General features: G+C 62.6%; 1 protein-coding gene. It reads right to left on the bottom strand.

What is annotated here, in order from left to right; translation table 11 throughout:
- Positions 1–69 precede the first annotated feature (69 nt).
- Positions 70–816: acyl-CoA dehydrogenase family protein (locus tag AWB65_RS35125; RefSeq protein ID WP_200821882.1), on the bottom strand; the 747-nt coding region annotated here is incomplete at its 5' end.

Raw genomic sequence — 816 nt, 5'->3', positions numbered from 1 at the left:
GCCGCATTCGTGCGGAATTCTTCGCCGCGCGGGTTCAGTTTCGTTTCGATGATCGGCATGGCGCGCCCTTTATGCCGTTTCAGCGAACAGTTCGCGACCGATCAGCATGCGGCGGATTTCGCTCGTGCCCGCGCCGATTTCGTAGAGCTTCGCGTCACGCCAAAGACGTCCGACCGGATACTCGTTGATATAACCGTTGCCGCCGAGGATCTGGATGGCTTCGCCGGCCATCCAGGTCGCTTTTTCGGCGGTGTAGAGGATCACGCCCGCGCAGTCCTTGCGCACCTGGCGCACGTGGCCAGAGCCGATCGTGTCGAGCTGCCGCCCGACCGCGTACAGATACGCGCGGCACGCCTGCAGCGTCGTGTACAAGTCTGCAACCTTGCCCTGAATCAACTGGAATTCGCCGATCGCCTGCCCGAACTGCTTGCGATCGTGGATATACGGCACGACCGCGTCCATGCACGCGAGCATGATGCCGGTCGGGCCGCCCGCGAGCACGGCGCGCTCGTAATCGAGGCCGCTCATCAGCACTTTCGCGCCGCCGTTCAATTGTCCGAGGATGTTCTCCTTCGGCACCTCGACGTTCTCGAACACGAGTTCGCCCGTATGCGAGCCGCGCATGCCGAGCTTGTCGAGCTTCTGCGCGACGGAAAAGCCCTTCATCCCCTTCTCGACGATGAACGCCGTAATGCCGCGCGCGCCCGCTTCGATGTCGGTTTTCGCGTAGACGACGAGCGTGTCGCAATCGGGGCCGTTGGTGATCCACATCTTGGTGCCGTTGAGCACGTAGTGGTCGCCCTTTTCATCGGCGCG

The sequence above is a fragment of the Caballeronia humi genome (genome assembly GCF_001544475.1).
Lineage (GTDB): Bacteria > Pseudomonadota > Gammaproteobacteria > Burkholderiales > Burkholderiaceae > Caballeronia > Caballeronia humi.
The sequence above is the reverse complement of the archived record's forward strand: the minus strand, read 5'-3'. Positions and strand labels throughout refer to the sequence as shown.